Source organism: Acinetobacter sp. NIPH 542, from assembly GCF_000369825.1.
Classification (GTDB): Bacteria; Pseudomonadota; Gammaproteobacteria; order Pseudomonadales; family Moraxellaceae; genus Acinetobacter; species Acinetobacter oleivorans.
The window spans coordinates 348,306-367,826 of sequence record NZ_KB850204.1; the positions used below are offsets into that span (position 1 = coordinate 348,306).

Genomic DNA, 19,521 nt, shown 5'->3' on the forward strand with positions numbered 1-19,521 from the left:
ATATTCCGGTATTTTTTATATTAGGTAATTTCTTGCTCTAACAGCTTGTCTTTAAGCATCAGCAATTCTGGTAATGTTTCTAATAATAAACTGATTTGTTTCAAGACTAAGGTGTATTTCTCAGATAGCTGTTCTTGAGCTGTTAAGTCCTGAATTTCTTGTAATATTTGAGAAATGAGCGTGTGGTCGGGTAGGGTTTGCCCAAGTACGCTCTGGCTCAAAATTTCTTGGCAGCGTAGTAATAATTGTAAAACCTGCTCTTCATCAATTTTCTGCCGTTGGCTACCTAACGCTGCCACATAGCTCAGCTGGCTGTGGCTATAAACCAAATAGCGAAAAGCGTAATGAATGAGTTGAGGATTTGGATTCGGTTCAGCACTTAAACTCGAGATCATGTTAGATAGCTCGATTTGAGCATTATGGGCAGCACGACGAATTCGACGGTATTTTATATCCTGATTTTTGCCATATTGATATTGCTCAACAATCACATTGAAATAATCTAAGGTCGCTTTGCTACTTTTCTTAATATTTTTAGGAATATTGCGGAAGTTCCAATCAGGCCAAATAAAGTTTATGGCAAGCCATGCAATAAAACAGCCTAATAGCGTATCTATCAGACGAGGCAAAATAATGCTGTAGCCTGCACCTTTTAAGTTAAAAATTAATAGCACCATGAGGGTGGCCATAAGCGTCGCCAATGCGTATTTCTTTTGCCGCAAGTAGAAAAAGCAGACTCCGCAAATAATTGTAATGATGAGCTGACCTTCAATACTCGGTACAAAATATAGAATAGGTATTCCTAATAAAACACCGAGTAAGGTGCCAATGGTTCTTAGTTTAAGACGGCTTTTAGTCGCAAAATAAGTGATCTGACAGACAAATAAACTAGTCAGTAAAATCCAATAGCCATGCTGAGCAAATGGTAATAATGAAATGGCATAACCTGCGGCGAAAACGACTGCAATTCGTATGGCATGCCTAAATAAGGCTGACTGTGGTGTAAGCTGTTGCCTGAGTTTTAGGATCAGATCTGAAAACCCTTGAATATCATCATCAAGTAAATTTAAGTGCTCTTGTCTTGTTTGGGTATTATTTTCAGGGAAAGGCTGTGCATATTGTAGTTGTTCAAACTGTTCATGCATTCCCTTTAAATTATCAAAAATAAGTCTTAAGTTTTTAACTTCAAAGTTTTGTGGATGCTGCTGTATCCAGTCCTTTAAAGAACTTTCCAAATGGTTTAATACCGTCCGGCTTTCTTGCGAAGGCTGAGATGGTCGATTATGCAAAATACACTGAGCTAGATCTTGGCACGCTTGCGCTTGTAGGCGTAGATTTTTCTGGAAACGGAAAATAAGATCACTACGACTGAAGTTCTGTTGAATATGTTCGTAATGTAAATAATTAGAGGTTGCTTGTTCGTGAATGTCCCGCGCAAAAAAATATAGGTTTAGCCAATAAATACTTTTATTACTGACGCGCGAAGCCTTGAGTCGAGTGAGTAGGGAGCTGCGTATTTGATTGAGACTTTGAGCAACTTGCGTATTTTGTAGAGATAATTCATATAAGAGTTGTTCTACGTTTTCTTTATTGTCGGGATCAAACAAACGTGCTTTTGCTTGTAGTAGAACAGAAATTTCTTTAAAAATTTGTGAGAGCTTATCTTGTAAGGGAAGTGTCGGCTTAATAATAAAAAACAAAATAGATGTAAAGCCGTACCACAAAGCACCATAAACAAAGTAGGTAGGTTGTTGGTACCAGTGCGCATATTCTCCTAAACCGAACATGCTATAAATGGAAAGCAAAATAGTGCCAAACGAAATTGTGGCATAACGTTGCCCTAAAGCGCCTAATAAAATGAAAAAAGCACTCGAAAGAGAAAGATATAAAATAAAGAAAATTTTGTAGGGAGCTAAAAAGCCAAGAATACTACTGACTGTAAAAAAGAGGAGGCAGACATAAACCAAGTTACGTAATCGAATACTTAAGCGATCATCAAAGTCGGTTAACGCTGCTGCAATCGCACCTAATGTCACGGGAACGATGAGTTCGTTATGGCCTAGCCAAAGTAAACCCAAAGTTGTGCCTGTGAGTACAATCAAAATTTGCAGGCAATAAATTAAAATGGAGTTCGTCTTAAAACTATTAAATATTTGGGTCAGATAGTTCACGGCTTTTGTTCTAAATTAGAGAATACGTGAGAAAGCAGTATGTAACTTTAAATTTTTATTACTTCAAAAATATTATTCTTTTTATCTACAAAAGTCAGTCATTTTTTAAGATTTTATTAGGCTTAAATCGAGTTGTAACGATCAATAAATTAACAAAATTGTGGATATCTTTTTAGATACCCACAATTTGAAAAAGACATAAATTATTTAATCACACCACATGCAATTCGTGCTCCGCCACCACCGAGAGGAAGAGGTGAGTCTGAATAGTTATCACCACCCGCATGAATCATGATAGCTCGACCTTGAAGATCAGCAAGTTTCAATCGAGGTGCGATTACAGCAGTCGTTGCAACACCAGTATTATCGACCACTAAAGCAGGTAAATCACCTAAGTGGCCAGTTGTTGGAGTACCGTGATGAGGAGCTTGATTCGGGTTGTAGTGACTACCAGCAGCTAAAGCAGCACCCGGTTTCCCATCTTTTACAGCTGGTTCACAAGAGGCATTTTCATGAATATGGAAGCCGCGTGTACCACTTGGTAAATCAGCTAGAGCAGGGGTAATAATTAAACCTTTGTCGCTATCTTGAAAGCTAATCGTACCTAATTTTTTACCAATACCAGCGGCAGTCACTTCATTTACATCGACTACTTTTTTCGTATGCATTGTCGTTAATGCTTGAGCTGTATCTGATACAGTTTTTGTGACTGAACTACAGCCAACCGTAAAAAAAGCTGTAAGCGCACAGACTGCGCCAATTTTATTAAACATCTGCATGATCGGATGTCCTTATAAATATATATGATTGTTTGATTCAAACAAACGCAGGTTTAACCTACAAGTTAATTTAAATAGTTAATTTGTATCTAGAAACATTTTTAAATTAAATAAATAAATCACTCTTTATCGTTAGAAGATTCATTTTCAGAATCATAAATCATAGTCGTTTTAGGCATAGGTTCAGGCTCAATGGTTTCATGTAACCATTCACGCCAAATTGCCAGTAAAATAGCCAGAATTACAGGTCCAATAAATAAACCTACTAATCCAAAACTAGCAATACCACCTAACACACCAAACATGATTAATAAGAATGGAATTTTTGTAGCACCAGAAATCACAAGTGGTCGAATCACATTATCTGAGCTACTAACAATCACTACACCCCAAACCACTACACCAATTGCTTCCATAGTTTGTCCCTGAGAGAACAACCATAGACCGACACCTAAATAGGAAATGGGTGTACCAAATGGAATTAAAGCCAATAAGAAAGTAGCAATGGTAAGCACCATTGGGTTAGGGACACCTGCTACAAAATAACTTAATCCAGCTAAAACAGCTTGAGCAATTGCAGTTAAACCCACGCCATAGACTACAGCACGAGTCGTTTCCGAAATCGTATCGAGATAATGGTGAATACGAGGGCCTATAACCATTTCTAAGGCTTTACTCACCTGAGATAAAATCATTTGACCATCACGGTAGAAGAAAAATAGGCTAAATACGGCAAAGCCAAGTTTGACAATATTTTTACTAATTTCACCGAGCAGTACGCGGCCATAACTTAAATGGCTTTGTACCCAAGCTGCAACATTTTGAATTGTGCTATTAGGGTCGTTATTTAACTCATTGAGTGTGCGAGAAATTTCTTTTCCAACAAAAGGAAGATCACGAATAAAATCAGGAACACTTAAATGACCTGAAAAAACTTGACGTTGTAAGTCAAAATATAAGTTGCGGCCTTCATGCTGCAAAATAAAAATAGCGCATGTAAAAGGGACGCCAACAACCAAAATGACCAGACTAATCATTAGAGTTGCATTTAAAGTATTACGGGTTTCTCCAAAAAAACGTTGAATTCTTAAATAAATAGGCCAAGTCATATAAGCAATGATGGCAGCCCAAAGTACAGGAACAATAAAATATTTCAGGATATTAAATCCTAAAAAAATCAAAATAAAAAACAGCCCAAACAATAAAACGCGCTGTAAATTAGGAGCGTATGGATGCACGAACAATATTTCTCTAATTTTCTACATAGAATAAAGTCATATTAACTGAAAAATAACCTGAGGCAAATTTTAAGGCCGTAATGTAAAGAACCTTATACATCTCTTTTTAGAGACTAAAAGTCCTTTAAAACCACTCAGCTTTATCTTCAACTAACTTGTTTAGAACAGGCTGCCATTGATTTTGAATCGTAATAAAGTTTTTTTGAGGCTTATCAAAAATGCTTAAGCCTTGCATTGCTAAGCTGCCATATGCAGTGCGTTCGGCAATCCACGCAACAGGTTCCTGTTCAATTTTTTCAAAAAATTGTTGAATATCTTTTGAGCTGGCACTGTTTGGTTTTACGCGATTTGCAAGAAGTAAAATCTGAACTTTGCCTTTACGAATACGCTTAATATCTTGTAAATGCTTTAAAAAGCGACGAGTACTGTCTATATCAAAAAATGAAGGCTGAAGTGGAGTAATAATGGCATGAGCTTCACTAATCAGTTGCTCAGCATGTTCACCTGAAAGTGCACCAGGTGCATCAATAATTAAATAATCCAGATTTTTAGGCGCGTCACCAATTGATTTTTCGTGACGCCAGTCGAGGCTTTGAATTTTTGCGACACCATCGGGGCGCTGTTTTAACCACTGTAAAGCCGATTTTTGATTGTCCGAATCTGCTAATGCTACTTTATATCCTTTTTGTGCCAATGCTGTTGCCAACGTAATGGCCGTCATGGTTTTTCCGCATCCGCCCTTTTGATTTGCAATAAGTATCGTTTTCATAAATCCAATTATTTTCAGCAGCACATTTGTTTATGTTTTATACCTTAGCATCTTTTTATGTGAAGAAGATGACCAGCTTTGACAAAAGTTTAAGCTGTTTCGTTATTTTAGATATGATTAGATCTGTAATCTTAATTCGCGCTTTTTAAGGAAAATTTATGTCTGTATGGCTTGCCATGCTTATTGGTGCTGGAATTGGCATCATTATCACTACTCTTATTTTATCAAACACTCGGAATGGACGAATTAAGGCTGAATATGAGCAATATATTGCTGAACTTGAATTAGAGCATCAACAAGCTCTTACTCAAGCACAAAAGAGAAGTGTAAATACAAGCCGTGCTGTGTTGAAAGGAAAAATGGCAGAACAATTTGCTCCAGTTTTGCCTGAATTTCAGTATCTACCCAGCGATGCAAAATTTATGGGCGATCCGGTGGACTATATTATCTTCGATGGATATACCGATTTCCGTGATGGTGATGGGACAGCAGAAGACATTAATATTATTCTACTTGATGTAAAAAGTGGCGGTGCAAGGCTCACTAAAGGCCAACAGGCGATTGCCCAAGCGGTCCAACAAGGTAAGGTTCGTTTTGAAACTTTGAGAATAGATTTTGAAGATTAACAAGCTGTTTAATTCAGCACAAAAATAGACGAAATTGATCTGTATTGTTACTAAATTCCGATATTTTTTTCATCACTTAAGGCTACTATAAATTGAAGATCTATTCACTTTGATCTAGCAATATTTGAGGTGTAACGCGATGAAAAAACAATGTTTGATGATGGCCTTGCTGACTGCTATTGGCATGAGTGCAGCATTTGCATCGACCTCAAGTGAATATAATATTGCCAATGGTTTGAACCCGATAGAAAAAGATCAATCTATTTCTGTGTTACAACCTTTTCAAGGAAATTTCAGGATCTTGGGTTCAAAGGTTTATCAAAATGATGAACAAGCTAAATTTTCTCCTATCGACTATGCTGTAAGTTGGGGATTGTTTGCACAGCCTGAAATTGCACGTCACATTTCAGTGAAACAATATGACCGTTATTTAAACTGGAAAATTCCTAAATTACCTGTTCCCGCAGAGCAAGCAATGCAAATGGTGTCTAACATGCACATCATTCCTGCAAACCCTGAAATTGCTCAACAGATTAAACAAGTTAAACGTGGTGATCTCGTTTATCTAAAAGGGGATCTTGTCGAGATTAAAGACAAAAACTTAGTCTGGAAATCTTCACTTACGCCAACCGACACGGGTGATGGTGCATGTGAATTATTCCGTGTTCAGGCAATTCATTGGGTTGAAAAGCAAAATATATAATTGGAAAAAAGCCTTCATAAATATGAAGGCTTTTTTATAAGTAATGTAATACTTATTTCTGTTGTGATGCTTTCCAATATTTTAATTGATTTTGCGCTTGCAAATAGTCGGCAAGATCATTGATCTGTTCATCTTTAGTCGCGTGCTTATCGCTATAGTGTTTTTCTTGGTTTTCCCAATATTGATAAAGTAGTCCCTGAATGTAACGACCTTGCTCAGTTTTTAAATCTAAATCTTTTAACATGGTTAGAGCAGAGCGCACATTATCGAGTGTACGTTGTTGTTCAAAATCTGTTGTGAGTGTTCCCGCTTCATGCATTTTTGCTAACTCATTTTCCATCTCGTCGCTCATTTCTGTAAAGCGGCGGTCATAGTCTTCTAAAAGTGCAATATCGTGTGCATCATCAGCAGTGGCAGGGAACGTCTTAACCGGTCTTTCATTTAGTTTTTCTAAAACCTGATCTGTAGATGAGGTGGCAGACGGTTGCTCCGTCTTAGCAGGCTCATCCGCTTTTTTACAAGCAGTAAGTAATAGGCTAGAGCAAAGCAAAGACATTAATATAACTTGAGGTGTTTTCTTCTTCATAACTTTCAACCAAACCTATTCACTAATTATTTAACGGGTAACGTACTTTTCTGAAAGTGATATGCATATGTGACATATGGAAAATCAATCTGATCTTGAGGACCTAATCCCGTAAAATCATAAACAATTTTTTCAAACTGTGCTTTGAGTTGTAACTGATCTTTTTCAGTCATTGCAGCAATAAAACTCGTAGAGAGCAAACGTTTACTCACGACTTGTTCGACAGGACCGGATTGCGACTGTGTAAATGTTTGTAGGCTATCAAATACGAATAAATCTTGTTGTTCAAACACACGTTTCCACTTTTCACTATGGTAACGCGGCGTGTCTCCTTCAAGTGGAAGTAGAAAATCAGCTAAGGCTTTCACCCAATCCGTACGCTCGTCACGTTGATTCCAAACGAGTCCTAAATGTCCTTGTGGTTTTAATACTCTATACATTTCTGTTAGGGTATCAAGGTTGTCAAACCAGTGGAAAGATTGCGCACAAATAATGGCATCAATTTCATGGTCTGCTACAGGAATTGAATGGCTAAAAGCCTGTAATGTTTTGATATCAGGATAAACTTGTTGAAGCTGCTGTAACATCTCGCCAATTGGCTCAACTGCAATAACATCTGCATGTGTTTGTTTTAAGTAGGGTAAGAATTTGCCAGTACCCGATCCAAGATCGATAACAGTAGAGTTTTCCTGTATTTGTAGGCAATTTTGCAGCCAACTTACTATTTCTGCGGGATAATTAGGTCTAACTTGCTGATAAAGTTCAGCAGCTGAGCTGAAGCCTTTTTGAGCGGCAGGATGTAAGGATTGTGTCATATTTTGCGCTTTTTAATCTGACTGGCATCTATAAAATAAGATACTCCGCAATCATAAATTGGCAAAACACCTATTTTGTTTCATTTTTGACGTTGTATGTGGGAGTAAATTTTCTTTCGGTGTGAGCATGGATAAGCAAATTATTTTTGAAGACGAACACATTAGAGCCATTTTTTTACCAGGCGATTCTAATACATTGGTTCTCTCTTTTGGCGATTTGATTACCCGAGCGAGTGGCTTATCTATCAATGCTGAAAAGTCCCTAATTAAATACCAATATAATATTATTGGGGTAATGCCAAAACAAAAATCATGGTTTCCTCAAGCGAGCATGATTGAGCTGGCAAAAGCGATTTCGCCTATTCTAGAAGGCTTTAAAAATATTGTGGGTTATGGCGGTTCAATGGGCGGCTATGCAGCAATCAAATATTCTAATTTATTGAATATGAATCGTGTGATTGCATTTGTGCCTCAATATTCAATTGATCCTGAGCAGGTTGAAGATCGACGCTATGCCGAGTTTTTCGATGCTGTGGCAAATAAAGACATGCAAATCCAGGCGCAAGATGTCGATGCAGCGCGTGAATATGTCATTGTTTATGACCCTTATTTTTCGACTGACCGTGAACATTATCTAAAAATAAAAGAGCTATTACCAAACTTACATACGATTCATTTGCCATTTACTGGTCATGAAGCATTGTCTGTATTGGCAAGTTCAAGTTTATTGCATGATTTTATTGAACATGAATTTGACGAAATTTATTTTTATCAGCAGGTTCGTAAGGTCAAAAAGCAAAGTAAGTTTTACTTCCGTAATGTATTAGCGCATGTTCTTACTCATCATGATGACATGCTGTTAAAAATATTACGCCAAAATGATTTTCAGCTTGATGAGCGTTATTTTGATAACCCTCTTAAACACGCTATTACTCGTAGTCTGATAAAGACACAGCAAGCAACTGAGCTAGACTTTCAAAAGTTAGGTATTAAAGTACAGCGAATTCAGGACGCTGCAAATTATCAAGAAGGATTGCAGACCAGCTTTGGCTCAATTTTGGTATTCAACCTCATTAATTCAAAGTTTGAAAGTTATGCTCTAGATGTTCTGCTGGCGAATAAGTCTTATTTGATTCCAATTGTGGCTGAACACACTGGTGTAGTGCATATTAAATTAAATAATGAAACTTATTTGTTGGGAATGAATGATCGCAAAGTCATTAAATTGTTCAAGCACGACGAGCCTTTATCATCGGATATGAGTCCATTTGTAGTCAAAAAATATTCAGACTGTTTTGCAATCAGCTATAAGCAATTAAATTTATCTTGTGATGAACATGGGATGTGTGAATTTATAGAAGGTTCAATTCAGCCGACTGAACAACTAGCCTCGATCAACTTTTAAAATTTGATAGTGGTTAAATAAAGCTCAGACCTTTAGGTTTGAGCTTTATTTTTTGCTTAAAAAATATTTTTTCATAAACTTATTTGTATATTAATTTGAAATTCATTATTTAAATAAATAGTGGGTTTGTTCTGCGAATATTTATTGTATTAAAAGTAGATATAGCCAGTGGTGAATATAAATAGTATATTTTAAAATAAATGGGCTTTATTAATATATAAATTATAGAAATAGTGTCAGGTTAATTAAAATACATAAATAACGATGTCTTTTTGTAAGATTATGTTTTTGTTATTCATTTTATTTAAATAAAATGGGGCTGCTTAAAATAAGTTCACTATTCAAAGATAATTGCATATTTATTTTTTTCTCCTAAAATGATTTTTTACTAAATTGTCGTTACAGTTTTTTATATGCAATCATTAAATTATCGGAATAATGATGCATCGCAACATGGAAGTTCTGCACCTTTGAAACGAGCAATGAGTACTCGACATTTGGTGATGATCTCCCTTGGCGGTGCCATAGGTACAGGTCTTTTTTTAGGGTCGGGTGATGTAATTTCCCAAGCTGGCCCAATTGGCGCAATTATTTCTTATTTTTTAGGCGGTTTAATTGCCTATACCGTGATGCTATGTCTTGGTGAACTTGCGGTACATGTACCGGAATCTGGATCATTCGGTGAGTACGCTCGTCGCTATATTGGTCCGGGTACAGGTTATATGATCACTTGGTTATATTGGTTAACTTGGACCGCGACTTTAGGAACAGAATTTACCGCAGCAGCTTTACTGGTTCGTGAGTGGTTTCCCTCTACTTCTGTTTGGGCTTGGACATTATGTTTTGGTGCCTTAGTTTTTTTCATTAATATTAGTTCAACGCGATTATTTGCCGAGTCAGAGTTTTGGTTGGCACTTGTGAAAGTTGTCACCATTATTTGTTTTATTGGCTTGGGTTTGCTGGCGATTTTTGGCTTTATTCCTTATCACGGACACGAAACTGCGCCGTTGTTTAGCAATTTAACTGCCCAAGGCTGGTTCCCACACGGGTTATTTCCAATTTTTACAACCATGCTGATTGTTAATTTTGCTTTTTCGGGTACAGAATTAATTGGTGTGGCAGCTGGGGAAGCAGAGAATCCAGCACAGACAGTTCCTAAAGCAATCAATGCTGCTATTTGGCGACTACTGATTTTCTTTGTCGGCACAATTGTTGTAATTAGTTCATTGTTACCATTCCAGCTTGCTGGTTTAAGTGGTAATGAGGTGAGTAATAGTCCATTTGTGACTGTGTTTAATTATATTGGTATCCCATATGCCGAAGATATTATTCGCTTTGTGATTATTACGGCTTTACTCTCTGCTGCAAATTCTGGTTTATTTGCTGCTTCACGTATGATGTGGTCGCTTTCTGCAAAAAACCAATTACCAAAAATCTTTTCTAAACTTACACCTTCAGGAACACCTATTGTAGCTATTGTGGTCACAATGCTGGGTGCTATACCAGGTTTACTTTCAGAACAATTTGCACCTGAAACTATTTTTAAGAATTTATTAGGTGTTGCTGCTTTCACCATGGTTGTAGTGTGGATTGCAATTTGCGTATCTCAATTCAACTTCCGTAGACAGTGGTATAAATCTGGTAAAACTGCAAAAGATTTGCGTTTTGCTGCTCCTTTATTTCCTTTAACCCCAATCGTGGGTGGTCTTTTCTGTGCTATTACTTGTATTAGTATGGTATTCGATCCTTCGATGCAGGTTGGCTTTATCTGCTGTATTGTTTTCATTCTTGTGTGTTATGCGAGCTACTTCATTTTTTATCACAAGAAAGATGCGGTGTGGAGCTAAGCAAAGATATGCTTTCTGAAGCATAGTCTAAAGGCCCCATTTGGGGCTTTTTTATTGCCTATAGGAAATTAGAAAAGGAGGGATCTTATATATTTTTTTTAAAAATGAATTTTTATTTTTGATCATAAAAACAAATATTGTTTTATAAATTTACCACTGATCGGATTTTTATTAATATTTATTTATTATAAATATTTGATTAAGTCTATGTTTAGTCTTGTTATTTAATAGAGAGCTGTTTTTAGTTTTTTGGAATATAAGGGTTGAATGAACGTAATATGGATTTAATGTGAAGAATGGATAATTTTTTGATAGTTTTTTAAAAAATAAAAGTAATTAAGTTATTGTTATATATTAATAAAAATATTTACATTTTTTGTATTTATGGTTGTTTTTTTTCTATAATATTTTTTTATTAAAGTTAAGGGTTTTTTAATATTTGTTGTTTTTTTATTATAAATGTCAGTTCGATTTGATTATTTTTTCTCTTCTTATTTATTTTAAAATGTTCTAAATGAGCTTGCTCTATGCTATATTTATTGGAAGATTTTATATCTATGTTGCGGCTTAATTTTAAGCAGCATGTGTGGAAATAATTAATCTGTAGGATTATTGAACAAAGTTTATTTTAAAAAGACTAATGGAGGGATCTATCGATTAGTCAAAAAAATTTTATGGACTCGTGGTTTTTGTAAATCATAGTTCTTTTTAACTCCCAAACGGTTATGTCACTTCTTTTGTATTTATATTTCAGCCGGCTGGTTTTAGTGGGTTGTGGCTAGTTTTTTGCTTTTATAAAACTCTCTTTATAAATAGCAATTTAGACAAAAGAAAACTTGTAAAAGATATCGGTATATAAAAGTAGATCGTACTTTTAGTACCAACAAATGGAATTTAAAAAATCTGATGCTTTAGAAGAGCAAAAGATTTAGTAAATAAACTAAGATACTGTTATTTCAGGGTTTTAGTTGCTAAATAATAAAGATTACAGATTTATCAAATCTGAGTCTATGAAGGTATATAGGAAAAAAGATGTCAGATCTTTCATACGTAAACGAACACAGCGATGCATGGCAAACTTACTTGGCACAAATTGACCGTGTTGCTCCGTACTTAGACCACTTAGCTGAGTTTATTGACACTTTAAAACGTCCAAAACGTGCACTTATTGTAGACGTGCCAATTGTAATGGATGACGGTTCTATTCAGCACTTTGAAGGCTACCGTGTACAACACAACTTGTCTCGTGGTCCTGGTAAAGGTGGTGTGCGTTACCATCCGAATGTTGATTTGAACGAAGTTATGGCGTTATCTGCATGGATGACAATTAAAACTGCTGTTTTGAATTTGCCATTTGGCGGTGCAAAAGGTGGTATCCGTGTTGATCCACGTAAATTATCTAATCGTGAATTAGAGCGTTTAACTCGTCGTTATACGACTGAAATCGGTCACATTATCGGGCCTCAAAAAGATATCCCAGCTCCAGACGTTGGTACAAATGCCAATATCATGGGTTGGATGATGGATACTTACTCTACAAGCCAAGGTTACACAGTAACTGGTGTTGTAACTGGTAAGCCAGTTCACTTAGGTGGCTCTTTAGGTCGTGTTAAAGCGACTGGTCGCGGTGTATTCGTTACAGGTCGCGAAGTAGCTGCAAAAATCAATTTACCAATTGAAGGCGCGAAAATCGCTGTTCAAGGTTTTGGTAACGTAGGTAGTGAAGCTGCTTTCTTATTTGTTGAATCAAAAGCAAAAATCACTCACGTTCAAGATCACACTGGCACAATTTTCAATGCTGATGGTATTGATCTTGAAGCTTTACGTGATCACGTAAATGCAAATCAAGGCGGTATTGGCGGCTTCGCTGGCGCGCAATCAATTGCTGATGAAGATTTCTGGACAGCAGAAGTTGACATTATTGTTCCTGCTGCATTGGAAGGTCAAATCACTGTTGAGCGTGCTCAAAAACTTAAAGCTAAGTTGATTTTAGAAGGCGCAAACGGCCCGACTTATCCTAAAGCTGAAGACGTATTAGTTGAGCGTGGCATTGTTGTAGTACCTGACGTTGTATGTAACGCCGGCGGTGTAACTGTAAGTTACTTCGAATGGGTTCAAGACATGGCGAGCTATTTCTGGACTGAAGAAGAAATCAATGAGCGTTTAGACAAATTGATGGTTCAAGCTATGGATGACGTTTGGAACACAGCGAATAGCAACGCTTGTACTTTACGTACAGCAGCTTACATCTTGGCATGTGAGCGTATTTTAAAAGCTCGTAAAGAGCGTGGTATTTTCCCAGGCTAATCTGCGGAAATTACTTTTAGGAAAAGTGGTCTGAGCAAATATTAAGGATGTTATAGGGTTATTTGTTCAGCCCCTTTTTCTGAATTATTCAAAATTAAGTGTTATCGAATATATTAAATAAATACTGAGGTAAGCATGGAACAGCCAATTTCTGTAACTCGAAGCAACTTTAACGACTGGATGGTTCCAGTTTTTGCACCGGCAAATTTCATTCCGGTACGTGGCGAAGGTTCACGTATTTGGGATCAAGAAAATAAAGAATATATTGATTTTGCAGGCGGGATTGCAGTAAACGCATTAGGTCATGCGCATCCAGTGGCAGTAAATGCTTTAACAGAACAAGCAACAAAACTTTGGCATGTAGGTAACGGTTATACAAATGAACCCGTTCTACGTCTTGCAAAACAACTCACCGAAAATACATTTGCAGACAAGGTTTTCTTCTGTAACTCAGGTGCTGAAGCGAACGAAGCTGCTTTAAAACTGGCTCGTAAAGTTGGTTTAGACAGCGGCGTTGCTGGCAAAAGTGGCATTGTGGCATTTAACAATGCTTTCCATGGCCGTACTTTATTTACCGTTTCAGCGGGTGGTCAACCTAAATATTCACAAGACTTTGCACCACTTCCAAACGGAATTAACCACGTTGCCTTTAACGATTTAGAAGCTGCAAAAGCGGTGATTAATGAGCAAACATGTGCAGTCATTGTTGAACCGATTCAAGGTGAGGGCGGCGTTATTCCTGCTGACATCGAATTTTTAAAAGGTTTACGTGCACTGTGTGATGAGTTCGGTGCCTTACTTATTTTTGATGAAGTGCAAACTGGCGTTGGCCGTACAGGTGCACTGTATGCCTACATGAACTCTGGTGTTATTCCAGATGTGTTAACGACTGCAAAAGCACTAGGCGGTGGTTTCCCAGTGGGTGCAATGTTAACAACAGATAAGTTTGCTCCGCATTTTTCAGTGGGTACACATGGTACGACTTATGGTGGTAACCCGTTAGCAAGTGCAGTTGCAGGTGCAGTATTTGAGTTTATTAATACGCCTGAAGTACTCGAAGGTGTGAAGCATCGTCATCAATATTTCCTCGATGCACTAAATGCATTAAACGCTGAACATCAGATTTTTGAAGAAATTCGTGGTCAAGGTTTATTGATTGGTTGTGAATTAAAAGCTGAGTATGCAGGGAAAGCTAAAGATATTACGACTTGGGCGGGTGAAGAAGGTTTACTTGCTTTAATTGCAGGCCCGAATGTAGTTCGTTTTACTCCGTCGCTTATCATTCCTGAACAAGATATTGATGAAGGGATTGCTCGTTTAAAAAGAGCGTTGGCTAAATTGGCTAAATAAAAAAAAGGAAAGCTAGCCATGATGATCGTCCGTCATGCCGAGTTTCGAGACCTTGAAGATATTTATAAATTAGCGGGTAAGTCGGGTGTAGGCCTGACTTCCTTGCCACAAAATATGGATACACTTTCGGCTCGAATTTCACGTACTCGCAATACTTTAAATGGCAATGTCCATAAAAGTGAACAAGGCTATCTGTTTGTTCTTGAAGATACAGAAGCTCAACGTGTTATTGGTTTAAGCGCAATTGAAGTTGCTGTAGGACTCATTGAGCCTTGGTACAACTTTCATGTTGGTACTCAAGTACACGCTTCAAAAGCACTAAACGTTTATAAGTCACTACCTACCTTATTTTTGAGTAATGACAGAACGGGTAGTAGTGAACTCTGTACATTATTTTTAGATCCAGAGCGTCGTGAAAACCAAAACGGTAAATTCTTATCGAAAATCCGTTTTATGTTTATTGCTGCCTTTAAGCAATATTTCGAGAAAAAGTTAATTGCTGAAATGCGTGGTTTCTCAGACGAAAATGGATGTTCTCCATTTTGGGATGCTATTGGTCACCATTTCTTTAATATGGATTTCTCAACAGCAGACTATTTAAGTGGAATTGGGCAAAAAGTATTTATTGCAGAGCTTATGCCACGTTTTCCAGTCTATGTGGATCTCTTGCCAAAAGATGCGCAAGAGGTGATTGGAAAAATGCACCCACAAACTTTGCCTGCTTACCATGTGCTTGAGTCAGAAGGCTTACGCTATCAAGGATATGTCGATATTTTTGATGCGGGTCCAACCATTGAAGCCAATATTGATGAATTGCGGGCAGTAAAAGAAAGTCAGTTTTTAAACGTCAAAATTACAAGTGAAGCTGCGGTCGGTAAGACCCAATATCTCGTTGCCAATGATAATTATCATGACTATAAGGCAATGTTGATGAAGCTTGATCTTGTTGATAACACTATAAATTTAACACATGAACAAGCTGAAAAACTCGGTGTACAAGAAGGTCACGTTGTTCGTGTGTTATCACTAAATCCAATGGAAGTATCCTGATGTCAAACTCTTTATTTATAAACGGTGTCTGGTTACAAGGCAGCGGCACAACATTTGAAAAAACAAATCCAGTTGATAACCAAACTGTATGGTCAGGTGCTGAAGCAACTGCTGCTGATGTAGAGCAAGCTTGTCAGGCAGCGCGTACTGCATTTCCAGCATGGGCACGTTTGCCACTTGCAGAACGTGTAGCGATTGTTGAGAAATTCGCAGCTTTGCTTGAAGAAAATAAAAAGCATTTAGCAGAAGTAATTAGCCAAGAAACCAGTAAGCCATTTTGGGAAACATTAACTGAAGTTCAATCAATGATTGGCAAAGTTGCGATTTCAATCCGTGCTTATCATCAGCGTACAGGTGAAAGCTCAACTGAAATGGCCGATGGTGTAGCATCTTTACGTCACCGTCCACATGGTGTGCTTGCAGTTTTCGGTCCATATAACTTCCCGGGCCATTTACCAAATGGGCATATTGTTCCTGCATTACTAGCAGGTAATACCGTGGTATTTAAACCAAGCGAATTAACACCTTGGACTGCTGAAGAAACTGTAAAACTTTGGCAGCAAGCTGGTTTGCCAAATGGTGTTATGAACTTGGTGCAAGGTGGTCGTACCACTGGTGAAGCGTTAGCTGCTTCACATGAAATTGATGGTTTATTGTTTACCGGAAGTGCAAACACGGGTTATCACTTGCATAAGCAAATGGCGGGTGCACCTGAGAAAATCCTTGCGCTTGAAATGGGTGGCAATAATGCATTGATTATTGATGAAATTATCGATGTCGATGCTGTAGTTAATCTCACTATTCAATCTGCATTTGTTTCGGCGGGTCAGCGTTGTACATGTGCACGCCGTATCTTGGTGAAAAATGGCGCAGAAGGTGATGCATTTATTCAACGTTTCGTTGAAGTTGCTAAAAATCTAAAAGTTGGTCGTTGGAACGATGAGCAACAACCATTTATGGGTGGCGTTATCTCGTCAGTTGCCGCATCAAATATGATGCTTGCTCAACAAAAATTGCTTGAGCTTGGCGCAAAAAGCTTGTTGCCAATGACACGTCCACAAGAAGATAGTTCGTTACTTACTCCAGGCATTGTTGATGTAACAGGCGTCACAGATATTCCAGATGAAGAATATTTTGGTCCGCTTACGACGATTCAACGTTATGACAACTTTGAAGAAGCATTAAAAATTGCAAATGCAACTCGCTTTGGTTTGTCTGTTGGTCTGGTTTCACCAAAACGTGAACTGTTTGATCAAGTGCTTATTGAAGCGCGTGCTGGTATTGTGAACTGGAATAAGCCATTAACAGGTGCTTCAAGTGCTGCACCGTTTGGTGGGGTCGGAGCCTCAGGTAACCACCGCGCAAGTGCCTTTTATGCAGCTGATTATTGTGCTTGGCCAATGGCTTCACTTGAAAGTGACAGCTTAACCTTACCAGAAAAATTATCTCCAGGGATTGTGTTGCCTTAAACACTAGGGAAAGAAAAATGAAAGGATATGAAGTAAATTTCGATGGTTTGGTGGGACCAACACATCACTACGCAGGCTTGTCATTTGGTAATGAAGCATCGACAAAAAACCGTAATAACGCCTCGAATCCAAAATTAGCAGCTAAACAGGGCTTGCTAAAGATGAAAGCTTTGGCCGACATGGGAATGAAACAAGGTGTGCTTGTTCCGCATGAGCGCCCACATGTTCCAATGTTACGTCGTTTAGGTTTTACAGGAGATGACATTAGCGTAGTTGCTCAAGCAATGCGTCATTCACCTGAACTATTATCATCGCTAAGTTCAGCTTCACCAATGTGGACTGCAAATGCGGCAACTGTTTCACCTTCGGCAGATAGCCAAGATGAACGCGTGCATTTTACAGCAGCGAATTTGAATAATAAGTTTCACCGTTCAATTGAAGCTGAAACTACAAGTCAGGTCCTACAAGCGATCTTTAAAAATGAACGTCACTTTGTACACCATGAAGCTTTACCACAAGTAGCTTTATTCGGTGATGAAGGTGCAGCAAATCACAACCGTTTAGGTGGTGATTATGCTAAACGTGGAGTTCAAGTTTTTGTTTATGGTCAACAACATTTAAATAATGGTTTACCGGGACCAAAACGCTATCCAGCTCGTCAGACGCGTGAAGCAAGTGAAGCAATTGCACGTTTGCATCGTTTAGATGATGCGCATACCGTTTTTGTTCAACAAAATCCGGATGTAATTGATCAGGGTGTATTCCATAACGATGTTATCGCGGTAAGTAACCAACAGGTTTTATTCCATCATCAACATGCATTCTTAAATCAAGATCAAGCTTTTGCTGAAATTCGTCAGAAAATGGCAAGCATCGGTGAAGATTTTATCTCGATTGAAGTTCCTGAAAACTGCGTTACTGTTGATGATGCCGTAGCAACTTATTTATTTAATAGCCAGATTTTGACTCGTCCAGATGGTGGAATGACCATTGTGGTGCCAGAAGAGTCTCGCCAGAATAAGGCAGTTTGGGGTTATCTGAACGATATGGTTCAGATGGGTACACCAATTGATGCTATTCAGGTATATGACTTACGTGAAAGTATGCGTAATGGTGGTGGTCCGGCATGTTTACGTTTACGCGTAGCTTTAAACGAAACTGAGTTAAATGCTGTAAATCCAAAAGTTCTTATGAACGATCAATTGTTTGGCACACTCAATCAATGGGTCGATAAACACTATCGTGATCGTTTAGCACAAGAAGATTTGGCTGATCCGCATTTACTCATGGAAAGCCGTATGGCACTCGATGAACTGACCAAAATTTTAGGTTTGGGTTCGGTCTATCCTTTCCAAAAATAATGAGGAGGTGACATGCAAGATTTTCTAGCATTAACCTTACAAGGTGAGCAACCTAAAACCCGCGAAGGAAAACAAGATAATTTTTCTTGGCGTTGGTTAGGTGAAGGACTTCTTGAATGTACGCCAAATGCACAGTACGACAAATCTGTCGTACTGTCAGCTGGAGTACATGGTAATGAAACAGCACCAATTGAATTGTTATCTCATCTATGCACAGATTTGTTTGCAGGACGTTTAAACCTTGCTGTGAGATTACTGTTTGTACTGGGTAATCCTTATGCAATGCGTCAAGGTAAACGTTATGTGCATGATGATGTAAACCGAATGTTTTGTGGTGGATATAAAACTCTACCTGTGACTGAAGAATCAAAACGTGCTGAAGTTTTAGAGCAAGTGGTCACGACTTTCTTTCAAGAAAGTTCAAGCCAAGCAAAACGTTATCACTATGATTTGCACACCGCAATTCGCGCTTCTTTGTTGCCAACGTTTGCTTTATTTCCCTATCAAACACATGCTTATGATGCAGATTTGACAGCGAGCCTTGAAGCAGCTGACTTGGATGCTTTGGTTTATCACAATGCGGTCGGTAAAACCTTTACGCATTTTACTAGTGAAAATTTTAAAGCTGCGAGCGCAACTTTAGAGTTAGGAAAAGCCTTACCATTTGGACAAAATGACTTGAGCCAGTTTGCTGCAATTGATGAAGTTATTCGTCATGTGGTTTCTGAGCAAGCTTTGCCACCACGTAATAAAACAAAAATTCGGGTTTTTAAAGTATCGGACTCTTTAATTAAAAAAGACGAAGATTTTCAGATGAACTTATCGGCTGAAGCACCAAATTTTTCGACTTTTACCAAAGGTGAAATCATTGCAGCTCAACCTTCTGGCAATTATGTTGTTGAGCAAGATCAAGTCTGGATTTTATTTCCAAATCCAAATGTGAAAATTGGTTTACGTGCAGGTTTGGTTTTAACTGAAACCAGTTGAACATTTGATTTTTAAGAAATAAAAAAAGGGCAATTAATTGCCCTTTTTTTATGTATAA

General features: G+C 37.9%; 16 protein-coding genes. 10 read left to right on the forward strand and 6 right to left on the reverse strand.

Annotated elements, in window-relative coordinates; translation table 11 throughout:
- Positions 1–20 precede the first annotated feature (20 nt).
- The 4 genes from yccS to F886_RS02695 all read right to left on the reverse strand — a co-directional run bounded on the left by yccS (position 21) and on the right by F886_RS02695 (position 4,957).
- Positions 21–2,171 carry a YccS family putative transporter gene (gene yccS, locus F886_RS02680; protein WP_005301072.1) on the reverse strand — a complete coding sequence of 717 codons (2,151 nt, stop codon included), beginning with the start codon at positions 2,169–2,171 and terminating at the stop codon, positions 21–23.
- 203 nt (positions 2,172–2,374) lie between these two features.
- Positions 2,375–2,944, reverse strand: a complete 570-nt coding sequence (sodC, locus tag F886_RS02685; protein WP_081402079.1) for a superoxide dismutase family protein — start codon at positions 2,942–2,944, stop codon at positions 2,375–2,377.
- 125 nt (positions 2,945–3,069) lie between these two features.
- Positions 3,070–4,188 (reverse strand): AI-2E family transporter, encoded by a 1,119-nt coding sequence (locus F886_RS02690; RefSeq protein WP_005301078.1) that lies wholly within the window; start codon positions 4,186–4,188, stop codon positions 3,070–3,072.
- A gap of 124 nt (positions 4,189–4,312) precedes the next feature.
- On the reverse strand, positions 4,313–4,957 hold the full coding sequence (locus F886_RS02695; protein WP_013196737.1) for a ParA family protein: 645 nt from the start codon (positions 4,955–4,957) through the stop codon (positions 4,313–4,315).
- A gap of 158 nt (positions 4,958–5,115) precedes the next feature.
- Here F886_RS02695 and F886_RS02700 point away from each other — a divergent pair, with 158 nt between their 5' ends.
- Together F886_RS02700 and F886_RS02705 are read left to right on the forward strand one after the other, a co-directional pair.
- Positions 5,116–5,583, forward strand: a complete 468-nt coding sequence (locus F886_RS02700) for a Holliday junction resolvase-like protein (RefSeq protein WP_002116954.1) — start codon at positions 5,116–5,118, stop codon at positions 5,581–5,583.
- Positions 5,584–5,722: 139 nt separating this feature from the next.
- Complete coding sequence (locus F886_RS02705; RefSeq protein ID WP_005301082.1) at positions 5,723–6,286, forward strand: hypothetical protein; 564 nt, start codon at positions 5,723–5,725, stop codon at positions 6,284–6,286.
- 52 nt (positions 6,287–6,338) lie between these two features.
- On the opposite strand, the gene F886_RS02710 is transcribed toward F886_RS02705, so the two are convergent.
- Positions 6,339–6,872, reverse strand: coding sequence for a hypothetical protein (locus F886_RS02710; RefSeq protein ID WP_004789733.1), 534 nt, complete (start codon positions 6,870–6,872; stop codon positions 6,339–6,341).
- A 26-nt stretch (positions 6,873–6,898) separates the two neighbouring features.
- Positions 6,899–7,687, reverse strand: coding sequence for a class I SAM-dependent methyltransferase (locus F886_RS02715; protein ID WP_005301086.1), 789 nt, complete (start codon positions 7,685–7,687; stop codon positions 6,899–6,901).
- A 127-nt stretch (positions 7,688–7,814) separates the two neighbouring features.
- Between F886_RS02715 and F886_RS02720 the strand changes: the two genes are divergently transcribed.
- The 8 genes from F886_RS02720 (at position 7,815) to astE (ending at position 19,463) form a co-directional block, all read left to right on the forward strand.
- Positions 7,815–9,092 (forward strand): hypothetical protein, encoded by a 1,278-nt coding sequence (locus F886_RS02720; protein ID WP_005301091.1) that lies wholly within the window; start codon positions 7,815–7,817, stop codon positions 9,090–9,092.
- 413 nt (positions 9,093–9,505) lie between these two features.
- Complete coding sequence (locus F886_RS02725) at positions 9,506–10,939, forward strand: amino acid permease (RefSeq protein WP_005301094.1); 1,434 nt, start codon at positions 9,506–9,508, stop codon at positions 10,937–10,939.
- Between the two features lie 1,032 nt (positions 10,940–11,971).
- The gene (locus tag F886_RS02730) at positions 11,972–13,246 is read left to right on the forward strand and encodes a Glu/Leu/Phe/Val family dehydrogenase (RefSeq protein WP_005301097.1); all 1,275 of its coding nucleotides are present in this window, start codon (positions 11,972–11,974) and stop codon (positions 13,244–13,246) included.
- Between the two features lie 135 nt (positions 13,247–13,381).
- The gene (locus F886_RS02735; protein WP_005301100.1) at positions 13,382–14,596 is read left to right on the forward strand and encodes an aspartate aminotransferase family protein; all 1,215 of its coding nucleotides are present in this window, start codon (positions 13,382–13,384) and stop codon (positions 14,594–14,596) included.
- 18 nt (positions 14,597–14,614) lie between these two features.
- Positions 14,615–15,646 (forward strand): arginine N-succinyltransferase, encoded by a 1,032-nt coding sequence (gene astA / locus F886_RS02740; RefSeq protein ID WP_005301103.1) that lies wholly within the window; start codon positions 14,615–14,617, stop codon positions 15,644–15,646.
- Positions 15,646–17,115, forward strand: a complete 1,470-nt coding sequence (gene astD / locus F886_RS02745) for a succinylglutamate-semialdehyde dehydrogenase (protein WP_005301105.1) — start codon at positions 15,646–15,648, stop codon at positions 17,113–17,115. The genes astA and astD overlap by 1 nt, the downstream gene beginning before the upstream one ends.
- A 17-nt stretch (positions 17,116–17,132) precedes the next feature.
- Entirely contained in the window at positions 17,133–18,476 is a 1,344-nt protein-coding gene (gene astB / locus F886_RS02750) for an N-succinylarginine dihydrolase (RefSeq protein ID WP_005301108.1), read from the forward strand.
- A gap of 12 nt (positions 18,477–18,488) precedes the next feature.
- Positions 18,489–19,463 (forward strand): succinylglutamate desuccinylase, encoded by a 975-nt coding sequence (gene astE, locus F886_RS02755; protein ID WP_005301111.1) that lies wholly within the window; start codon positions 18,489–18,491, stop codon positions 19,461–19,463.
- The last annotated feature ends 58 nt before the right edge of the window (positions 19,464–19,521 follow it).

Coding starts and splice junctions, on each gene's coding strand:
- F886_RS02700 (WP_002116954.1), top strand. CDS start 5,116: ATGTCTGTATGGCTTGCCATGCTTATTGGTGCTGGAATTGGCATCATT.
- F886_RS02715 (WP_005301086.1), bottom strand. CDS start 7,687: ATGACACAATCCTTACATCCTGCCGCTCAAAAAGGCTTCAGCTCAGCT.
- astD (WP_005301105.1), top strand. CDS start 15,646: ATGTCAAACTCTTTATTTATAAACGGTGTCTGGTTACAAGGCAGCGGC.
- astB (WP_005301108.1), top strand. CDS start 17,133: ATGAAAGGATATGAAGTAAATTTCGATGGTTTGGTGGGACCAACACAT.
- F886_RS02735 (WP_005301100.1), top strand. CDS start 13,382: ATGGAACAGCCAATTTCTGTAACTCGAAGCAACTTTAACGACTGGATG.
- F886_RS02720 (WP_005301091.1), top strand. CDS start 7,815: ATGGATAAGCAAATTATTTTTGAAGACGAACACATTAGAGCCATTTTT.
- astA (WP_005301103.1), top strand. CDS start 14,615: ATGATGATCGTCCGTCATGCCGAGTTTCGAGACCTTGAAGATATTTAT.
- F886_RS02725 (WP_005301094.1), top strand. CDS start 9,506: ATGCAATCATTAAATTATCGGAATAATGATGCATCGCAACATGGAAGT.
- sodC (WP_081402079.1), bottom strand. CDS start 2,944: ATGTTTAATAAAATTGGCGCAGTCTGTGCGCTTACAGCTTTTTTTACG.
- astE (WP_005301111.1), top strand. CDS start 18,489: ATGCAAGATTTTCTAGCATTAACCTTACAAGGTGAGCAACCTAAAACC.
- F886_RS02730 (WP_005301097.1), top strand. CDS start 11,972: ATGTCAGATCTTTCATACGTAAACGAACACAGCGATGCATGGCAAACT.
- F886_RS02705 (WP_005301082.1), top strand. CDS start 5,723: ATGAAAAAACAATGTTTGATGATGGCCTTGCTGACTGCTATTGGCATG.
- F886_RS02695 (WP_013196737.1), bottom strand. CDS start 4,957: ATGAAAACGATACTTATTGCAAATCAAAAGGGCGGATGCGGAAAAACC.
- F886_RS02710 (WP_004789733.1), bottom strand. CDS start 6,872: ATGAAGAAGAAAACACCTCAAGTTATATTAATGTCTTTGCTTTGCTCT.